The sequence below is a fragment of the Mediterraneibacter sp. HA8405 genome (assembly GCF_056148955.1).
The window spans coordinates 696,329-717,002 of record NZ_CM148758.1 but is presented as its reverse complement, the minus strand read 5'-3'; the positions used below and the strand labels follow the sequence as shown (position 1 = coordinate 717,002).

Sequence of the window (20,674 nt, the reverse complement as noted above, 5' to 3'; positions counted from 1 at the left end):
ATTCTGAAAGAAAGGATGCTTCAGATCCATCTTTGCGATAAATCTGAAGCACCCTGTTCTTATCTGTCAGACATCTCCATTTTCATCTTCAGCACGGCGATCATGGCAATGTCCGATTTTCCGCTTTTATTTTGCGGTTATTTTTCTATTTTTCTTTTCTTCCAGGCCACAAACAACAGTGCTGCTGCCATCAGCATTCCCGCTGCCGGCAGGAACAGGTTTGTAGTATCTCCTGTCTGTACCGCTTTGTCTGTCTGGTCTCCGTCCTGGCCGCCTGAAGGCTTCTGAGTATCTGACGGCTTCTGTCCCGGATCTGTCGGATCAGATGGATCTGTCGGCTGTTTACCTTCCTCTACTGTTACTGTAAAGGCAGCTGTTTTACCGCCGTAAGTTACCGTCACATTCTGTTCGCCTACTGTATTCGGATCATATCCGCTTACCGTGTAATCGCCGGCCTTGAGTTCAACTTTACTTCCATCGCTGTATACCGCTGTTACTGTCAGACCACTCAGATCAAGTTTCTCACCCTGAGTGTACACTGTCTTCACGTCACCACCAAGCTCGATCCTGTCAAGTGTCGGCTGAGGTTCTTCAGAAGCTTTTACTGTTACAGTAAAGACTGCTGATACGCCTTTGTATGTCACAGTTACTTCCTGCGTGCCTAACGCGTTCGGATCGTATCCTGTTACTTCGTATCCTTCTGCAATCTCTTCTGTTGTTCCGTCACTGTATACCGCGATTACGCCCAGATCGCTCAGATCCAGCTCTTCGCCCTGGATGTATTCTGTCTTGGACGGACCGGTAAGCTCGATTCTGTCAAGCGTCGGCTCCGGCTGCGGCTCATCTTTTGTAACGGTAACAGTAAATGTTGCTGTCTTTTCTGTATCACCGCTTGCAGCTGTTACAGAAACAGTCGCTTCACCTTCTGCTACAGCAGAAATTGTTACAGATGCTGTATCAGCCCCGTCTGTAATCTCAACAGCATTTCCGTCAACAGTCCATGCGTATGTCGGACTATCCATTCCTGCCGCAAGTGCGTTCAGGACAGTTGTATCGCCGATCACCAGCTGGCTGTCACCGCCGATCTTAACGCTCGCGCCGGATGTATTTGTCCAGATCAGCATCTGGCTGCAGTTATTCTGGCCTTCTACACCGTCGTTGCCGCGGTTGTTCCATGCATAGTACGGAATTGCCTGCAGTTTTGCATCAATGATCTCACCGTTGTTATTATATTTAACATCGCCGGTGATCTCTACTACGCCATTCAGAAGATCTTCATTGTAGGTAGCTGTCAGCTCAGCGTCTCTCGGGATTACAAAGTTCAGCGGGCTGAAGTTCGCGATATCAGAATTCAGCTGTGCGTTTCCTGCCATCTCAATGCTGTATACGATCGGTCCGCGCTGCAGAGCGATTCTTCCCTGGTTAGCTTCTACATTCGGGTCTGCCTCTGTCATTCTGATTTCCATCGGGATGGAAATTCTGACAACGTCGCCGGCATTCCATGTACGTGTAATTGCAACATAACCTTTTTCTGCCTCAGCTGTTACAGCTTCGCCGTTGACAGAAATTGTTACGTTCTGGTTTGCCTGTTCCTCTACCCAGCCCGGGATACGGATGTTCATTGTGAATTCCTTTTCCTCATCCGGGTTAACCGTCATCTTGATGTCGCCGTTCCACGGATATTCTGTTTCCTGGATCAGGCCAACATTTGTTCCGTCAACATTTACATTACCATCGCTTCCGATGTACATATTAACAAACAGTTTGTCGCCATGTACTGTGTACATATATTCGCTTAATTTCGCGATTGTACGCATCAGGTTCGGCGGGCAGCATGCGCATGCGAACCAGTCAGAACGCGGATCTCCGTTTCTTGCCTCAAGATATGTACTGTAGTAGAACTTATCTCCTGTCAGATTTGTTCCTACAAGAATTGCATTGTACAGGTTCTTCTCCACTACATCCGCGTATTTCGCGTCTTCGTGGATCAGGTTCATTCTCTGGTTCCAGTTTGCAAGCGCGATCGTCGCGCAGATCTCACAATAGGAGTCGTCATTCGGCAGTTCGTACGGATCACCGAAATCCTCGCCGTGGGAACGGACACCAATACCGCCGGTGATATATGTCTTTGTGTTTGCAACAGAATCCCAGATCGCGTCCATCGTATTCAGATAAGCCTCTCTGTCCGGATCATCTTCCGGAAGCAGTGTGGCAACATCTGTTACGCCCGCGTAGAAGTAGCATGCACGTACTGCATGTCCTACAGCTTCTGTGATTTCCTTGATGGATGCATTATCCTGTGAATATTCACCGCCCCAGTAACCGCTTTCACGTTCATCCATGTTCGTACCTCTGCGGTCAATCAGCGTTTTTGCTGTCTCTACATATTTATCGCCTGTGCCTTCGCCTTCATATTCCTCTACAAGTTTCGCGAATTTTACAAGCGCCAGCTCGATCTCTTCATGACCCGGAACTTCATGACGTGTTCCGTCCGGTCCGAACAGAGTTACAATCTCGTCCGCGAAACGTCTTCCGACTACATAAAGGCTGTAGTCCGGATCGCCGATTCCTTCTCTGTAACGTGTATAAGCTACAACACCCTCAAGGAAATGTCCAGCATTATACATCTCATGGTTGGAGAAGTCATGCCATCTGTGTGTTCCCGGTGAGCTTCCGCCTGCATGAGCTGTGCTTCTTAATGTAAAGTGTGTGTCGATATAACCGTCTGCGTACTGTACCTGCTCGATCAGTGAGATCCAGTAAGCCAGTTTCTCTTCCAGTACCGCCTTCTGAGCTACCATCTCCGGATCTGTATCATCATTGATTACAGACAGAGTATAGGAAATTGCCTCGATACTCTTGTAAATATCAGAATCCTGGAATACATATCCCTGGAATTCATCATAAGGCTCGCCGTTCAGCTTCGCAATTGCATTTACGAAGTTCGGCTCTCCGCCGGACGGCTGTTCGATCTGATAGATCGCTTTGTTCAGTGAATTTACAGCGTTTACTTTCTGTTTCGGATTCCAGAAGTTATCTGTCAGCTGTACATTTTCAAAGGTAACTGTGCTGTTGGCAACCGGTGTAACGACCGGCTCATTTACTGTTACTCTCGCAACCGCATCAAATGTATCATCTCCTGAAACAACTGTACCTTTTACTTCAAAGGTTGTTCCGACCTTATCTTCTGCATATAATTCCGGATCAACATCTTCCCACTCAACAGGAACAAGTTTGGAGTTAAATTTCTCGCCGAAATTAAAGCCGTTATTTCCCATCAGGTCAGGTGTCGGATCATCAAACGCGATACCATTTGCCACAACTGTCTTCGGAAGAATCGGCGCTCTTCCTGCCTCAGTTGCTGTTACATAATCGTCAATGCTTGTAATGGCATCAACTTTGATCTGCATGCTGGCTGTGCGTGATACAGTTTCTCCGTTCTGCTCACGGGATACTGTCAGATTCAGAGTACCATAACCGCTTTTGTTTGCCTGGATGGCTACCTGTGCTTCGTCAGCTGCGCCGTCGATAGACATGTACTCGCTGCCTTCTGTCAGTTCCCATTTATAGCTCAGGCCGTCAAGTCCTGTCGGAAGGCTTTCTGCTGTAAAGATTCCTGTCTCGCCTTTAAGAATTCTTTCTTTACCTGTGATCTGCGCGGAAACAAGTTCGTTCCACTCTGCAGTCATCTCTTCGCCGAATACTTCCCACTCGCCGATACCAACTCCGTTTGCGCCGGAACCGTTACGGTCAATGTTCAGACGAAGCTGTGTTGTCTTCACCGGTTCTTTGAATGTTACGACATTCCAGTAACGGTTGTTTCCATTCAGATAATTTCCCGGCTGATCGGATGCAGCGTCCGCGCTTCCGTATTTTACGCCGACAGTAGATACGTCTGCGCCCGACTCATCTGTCATATCTGTAATGGCCTGCCAGGATCCGGTCTCAAAATCATAATATTCTACGTCACAGCTCTTCGGGAATGTTACGTTTCCTGAAGCTGTCAGATTTCCGTTATCTGCCCAGTACATTACGCGCATGCCGTTCAGCACATAAGGCGCGTCCCATGTCAGCATAACCGTTGTCGGGTAAGTGCTGCTGTTCCATGTATTCCATGAAGTTCCCGCATTTGTTGCAAGCTGTCCGTTATTTACATTTGTAACCGGCGTATTCTGTGCGTCAGCGGAAGCAGTAGCCAGCGGAGCAACATTGTCGCCTGATGACTGGGCAACTTCTGTTCCGTATACTTCCACTTCACCGATACCGACGCCTGTTGAACCTTCACCATTGCGGTCGATCACAAGACGAAGTTTGCTTGTCTGAACAGACTCGTTCATGGCTACGCCGTTCCAGTAACGGTTATTTCCATTTGTATAATCCGCCGCATTTGCTCCGGCAGCATCTTTGGAGCCGAATTTCACCCCGACAGATGATGTGTCAGCGCCTGTCTCATCTACAAGCTCTGTGATGTCTGTCCATTCTTTGGACCGCTCATTGTACCACTGAAGTTTGCAGTCAGACGGGAACTGTACGCCGCCGTTATCTGACCACCACATTACACGTACACTGGAAATGTCATATGTAGTATTGCCCCAGTCAAGGTCCACAGTTACAGGATATTCAACATCCCCGCTCTGAGCCCAGGTGTTCCATGTTGTGTTGGAACCCTCTGCCATTTTTCCATCATTAATAGCAGCAACCGCGTTGTCCGGCAGCGTTGTATTTGTATATGAAGCAGTTATATCTGCCTCCCCTGCAACATTGGTGCCTGACGCGATCGTCGGATATCCGAATGCCTCCCACTCACTGATACCTACACCGTTAGTGCCGCTTCCGTTACGCTGGATCTTCATCTGAAGTTCTTTTGTAGTAATCGGCTCTGAGAATTTCACATAATTCCAGTATTTGTTGTTTCCGTTAATTCCGTTATTGGAGCTGGAATCAACTTCAGTACCAACCTCATCTGTCGCCATATCTTTCTCGTTTGTCATACCGGTAATCTGCTGTGCCTCTCCCTCTTCATCCACGTAATAAAGTGTGGCTGATTTCGGGAATGTCACATTTGCGTTGGACTCCAGCGTAGCGTTGTCCGCCCACCAGATTACCCGCATGCCGGTAATTACCTGCGCATTCTCCCATTCCAGGGATGTGATTACCGGATAGTGCTCGTCATCCGTGCCCCAGCTGTTCCAGCTCGAATACGGATCATCTGTCGCCAGTTCGCCGTCATTCATAGATGCCGGAGAGATACCGTATATGTTCGTATAAGACGCGTCCGCGGTAGCTTTCAGGGCAATATTATTGCCCGGGTTCTCAGCATCAACCTGAACTGCCGGCACTGAATTATCGCCGTCTTCCGGTGCCGCGCTGACCGGGCTCACGGGAGCCATTGTAAAGATCATCGCCGCGCTCAGAAGAACTGCTACAATTCTTTTTTTCATTTTCTCCTTCCTCCTGTAAATAAGATTTAATGATCCATCGACTCATTGCCGTTCTTGTTTCTTCTTTAATAATAGCGATCCGAATAACAGAAAAAATATACAGCATTTCTGCTGCTGTAATTTCCGTTCACTATGCAAGACACAGACCGGCTGATCATTCGTCAGGATCATACTCAGGGATAACGCATCTGCAAATGTGTCTGTGATTTGTAAACCTTTCTTTCGCCACAGCACCGGCTGCTGATACAACACGCTCTTTCCTCAGGCGTTAACAGCAGGCGCAGCTGCCGGGTCCGAAAGATTTTTCTGATAAAATGAATGCGCAACGTACTTATATTCTGCGCTGCGCTATAATTTTTTCAGGTTTTCACATCTTTATCAATTGCCATAGATGCCTTATCGCCCTATGATATAATCATACCACCGCATAAATCATCCCGCAATCTGAAAACAGCCTGTTTCTCAGGTTTATAAGTTATTTACAATACATTTTTGTGTTTTTCTTTTCGCTTTTTAATACAAATATATTTTTTGGTTCGTTTTTCTTTTTATAATTGTGATTTTTTTCAGCTTTTCCAGCTCTTTCAGTTATATACAGCACTCTGAAACTGTTTTTTCATTCAAAATATTAAACGATTTACATGGAAGTTTGTAAGAAATTCTATTTTTTTTATACATCTGACATTAAATTTCCGTCCTATCTGGCACATACTTCTTTTTTTGCCCGGCCGGCCGGAATCCATCGTGCCTGACTATGCGCACTGCCGCGCTGCGCTCACATCCTAAAACGGTATCCTTAAGAAACGTGCGCCGCCAGGCGCACATACAGCAAGACAGCCGCCCGGACGAACAAATTCGTCCGGGCGGCTGTCTTGCTGACTGTTATTTTAATAGTTATTTCCAGTCGTCAACATTCCGGATTATTCCGGTTGCCGCTCATTTTTTCTTTTCTTCCTTTTTTCGGATAATTACTGCTGCTGCAGCGGCACTTAATGCCATAACAGATACATAAACTCCCGGGTTTGCATTGTCTCCGGTCTTAACTGCAGCCTTGCCTCCTTCCTTATCCGAATCTTCTTTACTGCCTGACTGTTCCGGTTTCTTTCCCGGATCATTCTGTTTATCCGGCTCCTTCGGTCCGTCCGGTTTCTCCGGCTGTCCGGGATTTTCAGGATTTTCCGGTTTTTCAGGATCTTCCGGTTCTTCCGGTTCCTGAGTGATCTTATCGATATTGGTAATCCTGATTTCCGCTGTCACCGCATTACCTGCAGTATCTGTAAACACAGCTTTTTCTTCTGTGTTTTCCTGATATGTTTTCACAGCAATCAGACCGTTATCACTTAATATCCAGCCTTCCGGAAGATTTGTTCCGGCCAGAGGCTCATCAAAAGTAATCGTTACCACAACATCGCCATCTGTCGGTTCTTCTGTGGAATATGCCACCTCTGCAGTTGGAGCTGTCTGATCGAAATAGAAAGTATATGTCCTTTCTGTCGGATATACGCCTCCGGCAGGAGGAACACAGTCGCGGACAATCAGTGTGTTCTTTCCGTCCCCGCCGTTTCCTTCATTTAATACATCCTGTATTTCTTCAAACAGAACTCCGTCTTCTGTTCCGGCAAGCCGGAATTCTGTTCCATTCAGTACAAACTGAAGCAGCCTTCCATTATCTGTGAACTTAAGATCAAATGTTTCATTTAATAATGCGTTTTCTTCGATTGCAGTCTCTGTATTTCCGATAACAAACCATGCCGCCGGAGCTTCTGACTCAAATACAAGTTCATTATACCTGGATATAAGATCCTCTGCAGCTTTCCTTACATCTGCTCCTTCTGCATCCGGATTTTCATATACATCCTCTGCATGTTTGCAGGCTGTCAGGAAATCATCCCATGTATCATCATGCTGATAAATGTATTCCTTCCCGATTGCCTCTTCAGCAGTTTTCATTGCTTCTTCCAGAGCTGTTTTATCTACCACCAGTGCATCAACAGCATCATTCAGGGCTTTTGCCGCATCATCAGCCTGCGTCTGAGCTGCTTCCGGATCATCCATTACTTCTTTTGCCGCTTCCAGCTTCTCCTGCATTTCCGTCCAGGATTCCTCTGTGTAGTCTTCTTCTTTCAGATCTTCTACTGCATTGATCGCGGCCTCAAGTTCCGTCTTATCCGCTCTTTTGACAAGTGCGTCTATTGCGTCTCTAAGCGCCTGTGCCGCATCCGCAATTTCTGTATCCGAAGCCAGCGGGTCGTCCAGAACTGCCTTTGCTTCCTGAAGTTTCTCTTCCATTACACCCCAGGGATCTGTCAGATAGTCCTCTTTACTCAGCGCTTCTGCTTCGCTGACCACGGCCTCAAGGGCTGATTTATCCGCCTCTTCAAACTTCTGCACTCTATAATATCCCGGCATATAAGCGGTCCGGTAGAAATACAGGTTGACTGCGCTGTCCTGATCAACTGTGAAATATCCTTCAATTCCATTTTTAATATTTCCATCCAGCGGTCCCTGATAATCTACGCCTTTTGAGCCTGTTTCCGAAGGCGATTCATAGGCAACGCGGCAGCTTAAATCGCCCATATCACTCAGCGAGAACGGTTTCCCCTGTTCACCGCTGATCGGATCAATTCCATCATTTACAAATTTAAAAGAAACTTTTACACGGACCACTCCATCTTCGCCCACGACAAACTCCTGGCCTGTAATCTCAAAATGCCCGTAGTTGTCCGGATCCATAGCATCTGCGTTAAATCCGACTTCTGTGCCTCTCAGGTCACTTTCTGCTGTCTGGATCAGTTTTTCAGCATCAACAAATGCATTATAGCAGGTGAGTATCTTTTCTGTTGACGCGCCGCTGCTTACATTCGAGCCTTCCTGGAACGCCGCAACCACCGGCAAAATACTTTCCGTGAGTTTATCACTGTATATAAATCTGCCGTCTTCCCCTTCTTTATCCGGATTATAATATGCTACCTTGTCATTAAGCATATTCAGCCAGTAATATTTTTCCAGTGTATTATACGCAGTATCCACTTCTGACTGGAATGCCATTTCATCTTCCAGCACAGTCTGAGCCCTGTTCAGCGCGTTTGTAAACCTTTTATAATATGACTGGTAAGGATAGTCGAACTGCGCATCCTTTACTTCATCGTAAAGTTTCTGAAGCGCCGCCTTATCCGTGTCCGGCACAAGAGCTTCCATTGCGTTGTTCAGAGCATCCGCCGCATCATCTGCCTCTGTCTGCGTCGCGAGAACATTATCCAGCACATTCTTCGCTGTTTCCAGTTTCTCCTGCACTGCTGCCCAGGATTCCTCCGTATAATTTTCTTCGTCCAGAGCTTCCGCTGCGCTGATTGCGGTCTCAAGTTCCGTTTTGTCAGCTTCTGCAAACTTCTGTACTTTGAAAAAACCTGGCATAACAGAATCTTCCACCGTCAGACTGATTACGCTGTCCAGAGGTACTGTCACTTCGCCGATGAATCCGTTTCCATAAGACCCATTCAGTTTATCTTTGCCGCTGATGCTTTTCGAGCCTTTCTGAGACGGCGCCTCATAGGCCACCCTGCATCTGGCCTTCGTCATCTCGCTGACGCTGTAGTCGTCCCCTTCCTCTCCCGTAACCGGGCTGATTCCGTCATTCACAAATCTGATGAAAACTTTCACATTTACATTTCCGGCCGCATCAGATACAAACTCCTGGCCTGTAATCTCAAAATGTCCGTAATTGTTTGAATTTAATGCAGTCTCTGTATCGAAGTCATTCTCCGCATTAAAGCCGACTTCTACGCCTCTGAGATCCGGATCCGCTATCTCCGCCTCATGTTTTTCGGCCTCTGTAAATCCTTCATAATAGCCTTTAAGAATGTCTGGTTCTGTATTTACATTGGCGTATCTTGCCTCCTTAAACGCAGTTACAAGTGGAAGAATACTTTCCGTAATTTTATCACTGTATACAAATCTGCCGTCCTGGCCCGACTTATCCGGATTGTAATAAGAAACTTTATCATTAACCATATTCAGCCAGTAATATTTTTCCAGATAATAATAAGCAGAATCTACATCTTCCTGTATTGCCGCGTCATTTTCCAGTACATCTGCCGCGTCTGCCAGCGCGTCTGTGAATCTGTCGCAGAAGGTTGTATTCGGATATGTAAACACCGCATCCTTCACTTCATTATAAAGCTGCTGAAGTTCGGTTTTGTCTGCCGGCGGCACCTTATCCTCAAGAGCAGCCACCGCGTCGTTGAGCTCCTGCGCGGCTTCCGAGACTTCTGACGTTGTAGCAATGACATCATCCAGAACCTCTCTGGCCTCTTCCAGTTTCTGCTGCATCGCTGCCCAGGACTCTTCTGTATAATCATCTGCAGTCAGTCCTTCCGCCCCGGCGATTGCCTCTTCAAGAGCAGAACGGTCAATAACATTCACATTGTTAATCTGTATATTCCAGAAATATGCCGTTGTTCCGTGCCAGCTGATATACAGAGAATAATTTCCCGAAGCCGGCTTTCCCGTCTGGCTTTTAATCGGGAACTCCATCTCCGTCCGATCCGGGGAAACTACAGCGCCCGCATCAATCGCGCTTTCACCTACGCCTGTACGCTGACTCTCTGCCCCCCGCAGATCTACGCCGCTGACATGGACAACCGGTGCTGCCGTGAATTTCAGGCCGGCAATTTCAGTCTTATCTTCATTTTTGCTTAAATCGTATGTTTTTCCTCCCGCAGTAATTGTGGCAACCGGCCGGTTTCCATATTCCGTTGATACAGAACCTGCTCCGTCGTCAGAAAGATATACAAAACTCCAGGTTCCTTCTCCGTCTGTCCCATTCATATCATAAATGCAGACAGCCCGGTAGTTTTTTGTCTCTCCGGGTGCCAGAGCCGCTGTATCCCAGTTATCTGTATAAAGCAGATGTCTTCCGTCCCTGTATTCATAAGTCCATTTCATCTCACCGTCCGGGACATAATTCGTAGGGCCGTTGAGTTCAACTGTAACTCTTCCATTTTCACAGGATACAAAATCTGTCATGTAAATCGGCGAAATCAGTTCTGCAAGATTCTTCTCTGCCGTCTCCAGCGCAGACAAAGCTGCCGCTACGTCGTTTGCTGAAGCCCCCTCATTCTCATATACAGTCTGTGCATTGCTCAGAGCTGTTTCCAGCGCATTCCAGCTGCTGATTACGTAATCTTCTTCATTCAGCCCCGCCATTTTTTCCACAACACGGTCAATTGCTTCTTTCAGTCCTGTCTTATCTGCCGGATCAGGTTGTTCCGGATTTTCAATCAGTTTATACAGCTCTACTTCCCCCGTGCTGACTACTGTTTCATGAGCAGAATTTAATGTCAGTCTGACACTTTTTGCAGGAACTGCAGAAAAACTGATGTCCGTCCATGTCAGAGAATTATCAGTTACTGCCTGGTCTGCTGTCTGTATATAGCTGCTTCCGTCGGCGCTTACCTCCACCAGGCAACTGTTCGGCGCGCCATTTCCCACGCCTCCGCCTGCATTTCGCGGATGAATCCGTACTTTACACAGGTTCACCTGTTCCTCAAAGGTAAACGTATACACCTGAGGCTTTGAATTCGACGGATCGGTATAATTGCTGTTTGTGTAAGTGGTTGTGTCCCCGTCAAAACTTGCTTCCAGAGTATCGCCGTCATTTGTGGGGCCAAGAGTCTTTGCCGTCATGGACGCAATTTCATCCAGGCCGATTTTTACTTCCCGGGATTCATTCTGCCCTGTCCCTGTTCCGCCGGGATCCGGAACGCTCTGAGCATGAGCGACAGCAGGAAGTGCAGAAAAGTTCATGCTGAATACCATTGCAGCACTTAACACAGCAGCAGCACTTCGTTTCAAAACGCCCTTTCCTTTTCTCATCTTTTTCCTCCTTTTCCTACTAAATAACTTCCCGGAATCTTCTGCCCTGATTTTATAAGGCTTTCGGACCCTTCTCTCAAAAATTTCTTTTTCCGCACAATATTCAGTTGTCAAATTTCGGTTAGGATCTCACTCATCGAGATTCCAAGAAGTTATTTTTCCCGCTTTCGGGGTTTCCGTTATTTTTGCCATATTCATCAATGGCAGCTACTTATATATTAGCATTTTTCACAATGTTCAGCTTGCATATTTTATCTTTTCATTTATATTAATTAGTTATTTTTGGTTTATCTTCATTTTTTTGTTTATATTTCACACTCCCGATTATCTTCGCATATTTATGTCAGATATCCACAACGCAAAAGAACATCTCTGTTTTTTCTATATCCCCTGTTTCAAAAGTAACCCGGCTATATGATACACATCAGAAATAAACGGACAGACCACCCTCACGCCTGCAATATCCATCATATTTTCAGCCATTCCACTGATTGTAAACGGAACTTCCTGACGGATCGTTTTCTCTTTTATACTTTTCGGAAACTTTACCCTGCTGTTAATAGATTCAATAGGATTTCGGTCATTACAAGCCTCAAAAATAAAAAAATCCCGAAAAACATTGATTTTTCGGGATTTTTGAGAGGCGCAGACCGGATTTGAACCGGTGCATCAGGGTGTTGCAGACCCACGCCTTACCGCTTGGCTACTGCGCCTTACTATAAATATCTGTACATGATGCACTGTTATTATATTCATGCACTTAATGAAGTATACCAGAATTTCAGACAAACGTCAAATAAAAACCTGCCCTTCTCCCGAAATCAGCTGTTTCGGGAGAAGGGCGGATCACATTTCGTTATGTGTTCAGCTCAATGAGAAATATTCGTCATGACCCTTCTTTCAGACTAATCTCTCTCCTCGCTCCACTCAAGGATTGTTCCGGAATTCGCATCGATCTCGAAGTCATACTCGATACGATTGTAGAAAATTTCTCCTTCGTATTTGTACCTTCCGTCATCTCTGTCCAGCTCAATTTTTACATTCTGCGCAGTGGCTCCGGGCACACGGTCCAGCGCGATCTGCACTGCCTCATCCTGACTGATTGCCACGCCTGCTGATGAACCGGAATTTGCGCTGCTTTGATTCTGATCCTGCCCCGCCGTATTTTCAGTAACTGTCTGTCCCTGGGCATTTCCGCTGTCGGAAGCATCTGTCTGATCCTTTTCATTCTGAACAGAATTGCTGTTCTGTGTATCATCGTCCTGAATTCCTGCATTGTTTTCGATTGCCTCTACATCAGAGCTGACAATCGCTCCGTCAGACGCCTGGATTTCGTAATCGTATTCCTTTTCTGCCGCGTCAAAGCGTATTTCATATACTTTCCTTCCGTCATCTCTGTCTTCTGATACTCTAAGTCTTGTAGTGTCGGATTCGCTGACTCCGGCGTCATTAAGCGCCACCTCCAGAGCCGCGTCTCTTCCGATGTCACTGCTGTTTCCACATCCTGTAAATGCCCCTAATACTACTGCTGACGCCAGTGCCGCTGCTGCTAAAATCTTCTTCTTCATTTTTCATTTCTCCTTTCAGATATTATTTTCTATTTTTTATTCTTTGTTTTTGTTGATTTAAATATATATGAGAAAGATTAAAGCAACATTAAAGAACGCAGTTTTTTTAATTTTTGAGCATTTCTTTTTCTCTGTCATATTCTGTTTTCAAGTTCTGCTTCCTCATCGTCCGCCGGAATGGTAAAGGTAAACCTGCTTCCCTCTGCCGGACGGCTCTCGGCCTTCACAGACCCTCCGTGGGCCTGTGCAATCCATTTGACCATAGAAAGTCCCAGGCCGGAATGGTTTTCCCCCTGCCGGCCGGTTCTGGACGCATCCGCCCGGTAAAACCGTTCCCAGATATAAGGCAGGTGCTCCGGCTCAATCCCGATGCCGTCGTCTTCCACACATCCGATAATTTCCCTGCCGGAACGTTTCAGGGAAACAATAACATGTCCGTTCTCTTTGCTGTAAGTCACTGCATTTGAAATCAGGTTGATCAGCATGCGGATATAAAAAGTCTCATCCGCCCGGGCATAAAGATCCGGTTCAATCCGGGTTGCTACCGTCACGCCGCGCCCTTCTTCTTCCGCCAGAAGCTGCTGTTCCTCCGCTGCTATGCCGGTAAGTTCGCTGAGATTCAGATATTCTTTGTTCAGCGGCTGTCTGCCCTGATCTGCTCTGGAAAGGAACAGCAGATGAGAAATAATATCCGACATGTCCCGGGCCTTTTTCTGAATCAGCATAATCTGCTCTCGCTGCTTTGCGGAAAGTGTTTCGTCCTCCAGGCATGCGCTGCACTGAGCCAGAATCACGCTCACCGGCGTACGCAATTCGTGCGACACATCCGATGTAAACTGTTTTTCTCGCTGAAACACTTCCTCCAGTTCCGAAAGCATTTCGTCAAACGTATCCGCCAGCGTGTAGATTTCATCCCCCCGTGTTCTGCCGCCGCCTGTAATGCCGATACGTTGGGACAGATCTGCATCTGTCCGGATTTTTCTCACCGTATCTGTAATTTTTTTTACCGGCATCAGCGTGCGTCTGGTAAAACGGTATCCGATAAACGCCGTTGCGACAACCAGCGCCGGCAGCAGAATAAGCGCGAACCGGATGGTAACCGTGAAGCTGGCCTCCGCATCTGTAACTGATGTAATTCCCCGTATATATACGGTATAGTCTTCTGTCAGGCGGAAGGACATATCATAAACATACCATTCTGTATTTCCTTCGGTAATACTCCTTACCTGTCCATCCGCGAAATCCGGCTGAGAATCAAATCCATAAGGAATTCTGCCATAAAGAAAATACATATCTTCATCATAAAGGGAAAGATATACATCCTGTGTCACAGAATAAAAATCAGAATCCAGCTGCAGTTCTCCGTTCCTGAGCCATACATCATCCGCGCTGTCCTGCACTCTTCTTTCCAGTCGGGACTGTGTGGATGACAATACTTCTCTCGTACTCAGCGAAAAAAGGATCGCAAGAGCCGCGCAGGTCACAAGAACCATAAAAAATGTATATAGAACGGTCAGTTTTAGTTTTAATGACAATCGTTTCATTTCTGCACCTTCAAAACATACCCGGAGCCCCGCACCGTATGAATCAGTTTTACATCGCATCCCTCGTCAATTTTCCTTCTCAGATAACGGATATAGACGTCAATTACGTTCGAGCCTCCGGCATAGTCAAAATTCCACAAATGCTGCTCCAGCCTGTCCCTGGAAAGTACGATTCCCTGATTCTGTATCATATACCTGAGAAGGGAAAACTCCTTGCCTGACAGTCGGATCTCCCTGCCCGCCCGCATCACTTTGTGAGTATCCGTGTGCACCTCCAGATCCGCCAGCCGATAGCATGCTGTCGGCGCATCCGCCGGTTTTCTCAGAAGCACCCGGATCCTGGCCAGCAGCTCCTCAAATGCAAAAGGCTTAACCAGATAATCGTTTGCTCCTGCGTCCAGCCCGGTCACCCGGTCCTCAATGCTGTCCCGCGCCGTCAGAAGAAGTACCGGAGTGGCGTCCCCGCGGCCACGCATCTTCTTCAGCACCTTCAGGCCGTCCGCCTTCGGCATCATAATATCCAGCACCACTGCGTCATACCCTGCGCTTTCCAGATACTCCAGTGCCTCTTCTCCGTCAAAGCAGGAATCCACACTGTAGTGTTCCTGCGACAGACGGGAACTGATAATCCGGTTCAGATCCTTTTCATCCTCCGCAATCAAAATCCGCATAACCACACCTCCTCTGTTTTTCCCATTGTTATCATACAGTATACCCTTGCATTTCCGCCATTGTAAAGGGAAGAACGACCGAAGATAAGAGAACATTTTTCTTGACATGGAAGAATTGGAATTATATTCTGAAAATATCATTAACAGGGGTCAGACCCTTTTGAAAAAGGGTACGTCCCCTTTAAGGAGAGTTTTCACTATGAACCACACAATTTCCAAAGAGCTTATTCATTTTATCGAATCCAGTCCTTCTTGTTTCCATGCGGTGAAATTTACAGAAGATTTGCTTTTAAAGGATCATTTTACGCAATTACAGGAAAATGAAAAATGGCAGATTCAAAGGGGCGGGCGTTATTTTGTTGCACGTAATGGGTCTGCACTCATTGCTTTTACTGTTCCGGAGCAGAGCTTTTCGGGCATGCGCATTATTGCAGGCCACAGTGATTCTCCCTCCTTCAAGATCAAGGAGAATCCTGAACTGGAAACAGAGAAGCATTATATACGCCTGAACGTGGAGGGATACGGCGGCATGTTGTGCGCCCCCTGGTTTGACCGCCCGCTGTCTGTGGCCGGAAGAGTAATTATTAAGAATAAAAAGACCGGAAAGTTTGAATCCCGGCTTGTAAATATTGACCGGGATCTTGTTATGATTCCCAGTCTCGCCATCCACATGAACCGTGATGCAAACAAGGGATATTCCTACAATATCCAGAAGGACATGCTTCCTCTTTACGGCGATATTTCTGCAAAAGGAACATTTCTGAAAATCACTGCTGACGCTGCCGGTGTAAAGGAAAACGAGATTCTGGGGCATGATCTGTTTCTGTATAACCGGCAAAAAGGCTGCATCTGGGGTGCTTCTCAGGAGTATATTTCCAGTCCCAGACTGGATGACCTGCAATGTGCCTTTGCTTCTTTGAAAGGCTTTTTGTCCGCTCCCAGAAAATCTTACCTTGCTGTTTACTGTATCCTGGACAATGAGGAAACCGGAAGCAATACAAAACAGGGAGCCGCATCCACCTTCCTGTACGACACCCTGACCAGAGCATATCGTGGTCTGGGAATGACAGAAGAGGATTATCTGGTGCACCTTGCGGACAGCTTTATGATTTCGGCTGATAATGCCCATGCCGTCCATCCCAATTATACCGATAAGGCCGATCCGTCCAACCGGCCGTTTCTGAATGAAGGAATTGTAATCAAATTCAACGCCGGGCAGAAATACTGTACCGACGCACTTTCCGCCGCCATGTTCCGGGATATATGCCGGGAAGCCGGAGTACCGGTTCAGACTTTCGCAAACCGTTCCGACATGGCCGGAGGTTCCACTCTGGGAAATATCTCAAACACACGGGTAGCGCTGAACACTGTTGACATCGGCCTGCCTCAGCTTGCCATGCACTCCCCGTATGAAACTGCCGGAACAAAAGACACCGGATATCTGATAAAAGCAGCAGAGAAATTCTTCCTATAGGGAGAATTTCTCTGCTGCTCTTTTTCTTTCCTTTATTTTTTTGCTTTTACGTTCCTTTTCTCCACTTCAGCCTGAAACTGCACGGCAAGATTCTGCCATTCCTGATAGCCTTCTTCTCCTCTGTGATCAGGCAGGGTATAATTTTCTTTTAAATATTTTCCCATATATGCAGTAACTTTCTGTGCGCCGTGGAGATTCAGATGATCTCCTTTGTCATAACTGTCTTTTTTCCAGTCGATTCCGATTTCTTTTGTCTTCATATTCAGATCAATATATGGAAGTGCGTTTTCTTTGGCATACGCTTCAATCGCATTATGTTTTTTATAGTTGTAATTATGCGGAGACGGCGCGCTCATAAGCAGAAGATCCGCGCCATTCTCTCTGCACATTTTCTTTATGTCTTCCATATAGTAATAAACAAATTCCGGAATCTGCTGCACATCTTTTGTTTCTTTCATATAGTGGTCGCTTCCTTCATAAGGAACCACTTTATCCCGTATTTCAAATCCTTTGAATACAGTACGTCCTGTGTACTTTTTCCCGTCAATAATCTGCTTCCACAGATTATGATAACGGAATATAGGGAAATAATACCGGACAGGTTCTATAATTGACATTGAGACATTAGTAAGAAATCCCGGATCACGAAACATCGCATTTGTCTCAAGAATAACCAATTTAGGCGACTGTGTTTTAAACGCCTCTTTCAGCAGAAAACAAGTCTCCTGGATCCTTTGTCCCGGCTGACCACAGTCAAATGACGTAATCCCCGTCTGATTCCACAGATCCATCGGAGACATCGAAGTATAACTTTCACTGTCTCCAATCACCAGAATGTCAATTGTATTTTCCGGTTCTGCGCCAACCGACGCAAAGGAACGGCTTCTCCCTATAATACCGTCTTTCATGCTGACAGCCACTTTCTGTATGCCAAAAGAAAGCACTCCCAGCAGCATTACAAATATTAAAACAAATAAAATAATTCTTTTTTTCGCTTTCAAACTTTCCTCCTCGGTATACTGAAAATACTCCCTTAGAATCCTGCGTATATGAGATCAACTTTCTGATATCCGTCCCCGTACGCCGCAAATATAACCACCGCCAGAATCAGCGCATAGTACGCGCACCAGCGCAGCGGAAGCCGGCATTCCGAGAGCCTTTCCCTCACACATATTCCCCGTTCTTTTATCATACCGACTACTGCCACCACAATGCACCCGGCCACAACCGCTACAATATCAGACTTCTGCAGTCCCAGGTTAAGAAGAGTTCCGTCCCACAACTGCCGGATCTGGAAATCCTCAAATATACTTCGGAACATATGGAGGCCCGCCCGGAATCCATCTGCCCGGAAAAACAGCTCTCCCACAAAAATAATGATCCATGTTTTTGTAATCTGTACTCTTCGCCATGCCCGGGAATCCTCGCGGATATGGAAGACGTTCAATGCCCGGTCCCTTACAGGCTGCACGGCAATGCCCAGCAGGATCAGGGTAAAATAATACAATCCATAGAAAATATAACTCCACCTTGCGCCATGCCACAAACCGTTGCAGATCCATACCGGCAGAAGCGCCATAGCAGAAGTTCCCAGCATGGTTACATACTTGCCCAGATGTTTTCTGCCGTACTGGTTCCATTTCTTTACAATCCCGGACATAGAAACCGGATAGAAAATATATGTCTTAAACCATACTCCCAGTGTAATATGCCATCTTCTCCAGAACTCCGCAGCATTTCTTGCGCAGAAAGGCTGACGGAAGTTTTCCGGAAGACGAACTCCGAAAAGTTCACCGCTTCCGATTATCATATCCATACATCCTGAAAATTCCATATAAAGCTGTACGGTATAGGCTACTGCTGATACGGCAACAATGAGACCGCTGTAAGATGTATAGTGCTCAAACACCATTCCTACCGCAACCGCCAGCCGGTCAGCCACAATCTTTTTCTTAAAAAGCCCCCATATAATCCGGATATATCCGTTTTGCAGATTCCGAAGTTCCAACGGCTTCTCTGAGAAAAGGGTATCAGATACATCGGAATATCTGCTGATTGGTCCTTCCATAATCTGGGGAAAAAACGCAAGGAAAAGCGCTGTATTTTCCAGATTCGTCTCCGCTTTTATCTTTCCCCAATACACATCGGCCATATAGCCAATAGCCTGCAGGGTATAAAAGGATATGCCGATAGGCATAATAAGAGACTTCTGCTCCAGCGAAAAAGGAAGATGACACATCTCTATCACGCCGGATATATTACTGGCAAAGAAATTATAGTACTTCAGATACGCCAGCACACCCAGCAAAAGCACAACTCCAAGCAGAAGCACCCGTCTGCTCTGCTTCTGGTATGCCGCTTTTACCGCCTTCCGCCCGCTCCCCGAAACTTTGGCGGCCGCTGCTTTTTCCTCCGATTTCAGCCATGCCAGCCATATACCGATACAGTGGACAAGCAGTGTGGTCGCGAGAAGATATACCAGCAGCTTTCCGCTGAACAGATAGAAAAACACATAGCCGCATGCCAGCAGCACCCGCCTGCGCCAGCCTTTCGGCGCAAGCTGGTAAACTGCCAGACATACAGGGAGGAACAAAAGCACATATAATAATGAATCGTAAGACATTGTTTAATTCTCCTGCAGTCTGCAAACCATTTTGTAAATCGCTCCGGCGGAATTAAAATTCTCCGGAATCATTTCAGATGCCTCAATCTCTATATCAAAAGCCTCCTCAAGTTCTGCTACAAGGGTGATCACTCCGAATGAATCCAGCAGCCTGTCATCAATCAGCGCCTGTTCCTTCTCATAATCAATACTGTCATCAATCTCCCGTAAAATATTCATTAAAGTTTCCATCCTGATAAACCTCCTGCAATCTCTGTTATTTCTTCTGCCGCGCGGCGTTTTCCGCCGTCACTTCCGTCCTCCGGCATATTCCATAAATATGTATCCCTCTGTTTTCTCAGCAGCTGCCAGCCTTCGTCCTGCTGATATGTCACAATCGACGGCAACGGGTGACTCAAAAACAGGGACATTCCTTCCATCGCCGAATACGCGCCTGTCCGTTCAAAAGCAAGAATTTTTCCGCTCTGCACGCCCGTCAGCTTCACATCTCTGCACAATACGTCATTTACCGTACAGAGCGCGCCGCATATCGTCCACGCTTTCTCTCTGCCCTGCTGTTCTCCCGGAAGCACCTGGAGATGCGGTTCATACATCCCGCGGATCTGTCCGTCATAATTGATCTGGTGATTTCCTCCGTCCACAATACAGTATTCCGTATCTCCGTTTTTCTTTATATCCCGGATCTGGGTCAGGTAATATCCGCACTCAGCCGCGATGGCCCGCCCCAGTTCAATTGTCACATGCCCCTTCCACTGCATGGAATCTATGGCCTCCCTGAGAGCTGTCAACCCTTCATCTTTGTATGTCTGCACGTCCTTGCCCTGAAAATACGGGACTGCAATACCAGGACCATATTCCAGACATGGAATGGACACTTTCCACTCGTCCCGAATCCGGATCAGAAGATCATCCAGCATGGAGATCTCTTTTTCCAGCTGCTTTAGCGAACGTTTCTGCGTTCCTGAGAAGTAATGGATCCCTTCTATTTCAAGGTACGGACTCATATTTACCACATTGAATACACTATGGAGCATATCTTCATCCATTCCAAACTGATTACCGCTTGTAAGTCTTGGGTACAGTCTGAGCTTCACCATATGGGCATCACTCCACTCCACAAAATAGTGAAGCTGTTTTACGGATTCCACGGTATACGCGCACCGCCCCTGACAGAATTCCAGAATCCGGAATATATCTTCCTTCTTTTTAAGTACTCCGGATATAAACAGTTTTTCAGGCGGGATCCGAAGTTTTCTGCAGATCTCAAATTCGCCCATGGAACACACTTCAATCCGATCCGCTTCCTCCGCCATGTGGGCAGTCAGAAAGGGATTTGCCTTCATTGCATAACACAGACCCACATCTTTCCCGAAAGCATTCCGGAGCCGCATGGTCTGGGCGGTCAGCCGGTCAAGATCAAAAACATACAATGGTGTTCCATAACGCGCCGCCGCGTATTCCAGTTTTTCTTTATTCAAC

Annotated in this window: 11 protein-coding genes and 1 tRNA gene; 1 reads left to right on the top strand and 11 read right to left on the bottom strand. The window is 46.7% G+C overall.

Annotation, left to right across the window (positions count from 1 at the left end):
- Window positions 1-137 precede the first annotated feature (137 nt).
- The 7 genes from AC0QUU_RS03330 to AC0QUU_RS03300 all read right to left on the bottom strand — a co-directional run bounded on the left by AC0QUU_RS03330 (window position 138) and on the right by AC0QUU_RS03300 (window position 15,098).
- Entirely contained in the window at window positions 138-5,441 is a 5,304-nt protein-coding gene (locus AC0QUU_RS03330) for a beta-L-arabinofuranosidase domain-containing protein (protein ID WP_474544577.1), read from the bottom strand.
- A gap of 936 nt (window positions 5,442-6,377) precedes the next feature.
- Entirely contained in the window at window positions 6,378-11,315 is a 4,938-nt protein-coding gene (locus AC0QUU_RS03325) for an FIVAR domain-containing protein (RefSeq protein WP_474544576.1), read from the bottom strand.
- Between the two features lie 381 nt (window positions 11,316-11,696).
- On the bottom strand, window positions 11,697-11,876 hold the full coding sequence (locus tag AC0QUU_RS03320) for a hypothetical protein (RefSeq protein ID WP_474545510.1): 180 nt from the start codon (window positions 11,874-11,876) through the stop codon (window positions 11,697-11,699).
- 80 nt (window positions 11,877-11,956) lie between these two features.
- Window positions 11,957-12,028: transfer RNA gene (locus AC0QUU_RS03315), tRNA-Cys, on the bottom strand.
- 192 nt (window positions 12,029-12,220) lie between these two features.
- Window positions 12,221-12,883 (bottom strand): PepSY domain-containing protein, encoded by a 663-nt coding sequence (locus AC0QUU_RS03310; protein WP_474544575.1) that lies wholly within the window; start codon window positions 12,881-12,883, stop codon window positions 12,221-12,223.
- A 134-nt stretch (window positions 12,884-13,017) separates the two neighbouring features.
- The gene (locus AC0QUU_RS03305) at window positions 13,018-14,427 is read right to left on the bottom strand and encodes a sensor histidine kinase (RefSeq protein ID WP_474544574.1); all 1,410 of its coding nucleotides are present in this window, start codon (window positions 14,425-14,427) and stop codon (window positions 13,018-13,020) included.
- Window positions 14,424-15,098 carry a response regulator transcription factor gene (locus AC0QUU_RS03300; RefSeq protein WP_474544573.1) on the bottom strand — a complete coding sequence of 225 codons (675 nt, stop codon included), beginning with the start codon at window positions 15,096-15,098 and terminating at the stop codon, window positions 14,424-14,426. Before AC0QUU_RS03300 ends, AC0QUU_RS03305 begins: the two co-directional genes overlap by 4 nt.
- Before the next feature lie 199 nt (window positions 15,099-15,297).
- On the opposite strand from AC0QUU_RS03300, the gene AC0QUU_RS03295 reads away from it, so the two are divergent.
- A complete protein-coding gene (locus AC0QUU_RS03295; RefSeq protein ID WP_474544572.1) occupies window positions 15,298-16,572 on the top strand; it encodes a M18 family aminopeptidase in 1,275 nt (424 codons plus the stop codon).
- A 32-nt stretch (window positions 16,573-16,604) separates the two neighbouring features.
- On the opposite strand, the gene AC0QUU_RS03290 is transcribed toward AC0QUU_RS03295, so the two are convergent.
- Genes AC0QUU_RS03290 through AC0QUU_RS03275 form a run of 4 tightly spaced genes read right to left on the bottom strand, consistent with a single transcriptional unit; the run spans window position 16,605 to window position 20,673 of the window.
- Complete coding sequence (locus AC0QUU_RS03290) at window positions 16,605-17,573, bottom strand: SGNH/GDSL hydrolase family protein (protein ID WP_474544571.1); 969 nt, start codon at window positions 17,571-17,573, stop codon at window positions 16,605-16,607.
- Window positions 17,574-17,605: 32 nt separating this feature from the next.
- Complete coding sequence (locus AC0QUU_RS03285; RefSeq protein ID WP_474544570.1) at window positions 17,606-19,195, bottom strand: MBOAT family O-acyltransferase; 1,590 nt, start codon at window positions 19,193-19,195, stop codon at window positions 17,606-17,608.
- Window positions 19,196-19,198: 3 nt separating this feature from the next.
- Complete coding sequence (locus AC0QUU_RS03280) at window positions 19,199-19,426, bottom strand: phosphopantetheine-binding protein (RefSeq protein ID WP_474544569.1); 228 nt, start codon at window positions 19,424-19,426, stop codon at window positions 19,199-19,201.
- The gene (locus AC0QUU_RS03275; protein ID WP_474544568.1) at window positions 19,414-20,673 is read right to left on the bottom strand and encodes a diaminopimelate decarboxylase family protein; all 1,260 of its coding nucleotides are present in this window, start codon (window positions 20,671-20,673) and stop codon (window positions 19,414-19,416) included. The genes AC0QUU_RS03280 and AC0QUU_RS03275 overlap by 13 nt, the downstream gene beginning before the upstream one ends.
- Window position 20,674 lies beyond the last annotated feature (1 nt).